The organism is Streptomyces sp. NPDC037290, from assembly GCF_055603245.1.
The window spans coordinates 1-1,128 of record NZ_JBVJVZ010000178.1 but is presented as its reverse complement, the minus strand read 5'-3'; the positions used below and the strand labels follow the sequence as shown (position 1 = coordinate 1,128).

Genomic DNA, 1,128 nt, shown 5'->3' with positions numbered 1-1,128 from the left:
TGGCCTGGCGTTGTCTTCTCCAGGCCGACCATGTCAGTGCGTGGGTGACCGGGTCGTGGATGGCTCGGGGACGAGGCAGGAGAGCGTCCAGGAGTCGTCGGATCTCCGCCACGGTGAGCGGGATGAGGGCTGATGCGTTTCTGCAGCCCCCTTTGTATCGTTGCCGGCCTGGGCTGCAAGTGCGGTCAGGACTGCGTGGGCGAGCATGGCGAGCGTGATGTGCCGGTACCAGCCCACGTATCGGCGGACCTCGTACTCGTCCAGGCCGCACTCGTTCTTCGCGGCCTGGAAGCACTCTTCGATCGCCCAGCGGCTGCCGGCGATGCGGGCGAGCCCGGTGATCTCGATGTCGGCGGGTGCGTAGGCGAGGTAGTAGGCGATCTCGCCGGGGTCGGACAGGCTGCGCCGGGCCATCACCCAGCGGTGATGGGTCGGCGGGTCGGGGTCGAAGATGATGTTGGCAGGGAGTTTGGCTGCGGCCCAGTCGTAGACTCGCGGGCCCTTCGCCCCTTCGCCGCAGGACAGCCGCTGCCAGGCATCAGCAGGCGCATCCTCGATGAGTTGGTCGATGCGCCAGATCCCGGCCAGGGACTTGATCTGCTGGGACTTTGGCACGGCGACCACGTAGCCGACGCCGAGTTGCTCGAGCAGGCGACGGAAGTGCCAGTCCTGTCCATAAGCCTCGTCCGCGGTGACCCAGGCGGCGGGCAGGCCGGCAGCGAGGCAGCGGCGGACGATATCCCGGCCCAGCTCACCCTTCGTTGCGAACGTCCGCTCGTCAGGAATCTTCGCGGCCCGGCACCGCTCGCGGTCGGACGTCCAGGACTTGGGCAGGTAGAGCTCCCGGTCGACCAGAGCCCGGCCCGAGCCGGTGGTGTAGGCGGCGAACACCCCGATCTGGCAGTTGTCGATCTTTCCGGTGGTGCCGGTGTACTGCCGACCGACCCCGGCCGAGGTGGTGCCCTTCTTGATGAACCCGGTGTCATCGATGATCAGCACCCCGTCGGGCCCCAGCCGTTCCGCCACGTAATCACGGACGTCGTCACGCAAGGCGTCCGCGTCCCAGACGCTGCTGTTCAGCAGTCGCTGGAAGCCATCCGGAGTGCGGTGACCCGCCCATTCCGCGAG

General features: G+C 67.7%; 1 protein-coding gene. It reads right to left on the bottom strand.

The features are described from left to right. Positions 1-33 precede the first annotated feature (33 nt). On the bottom strand, positions 34-1,128 hold a 1,095-nt coding region (locus tag ACZ7HQ_RS45800), incomplete at its 5' end, for an IS701 family transposase (RefSeq protein WP_471003648.1).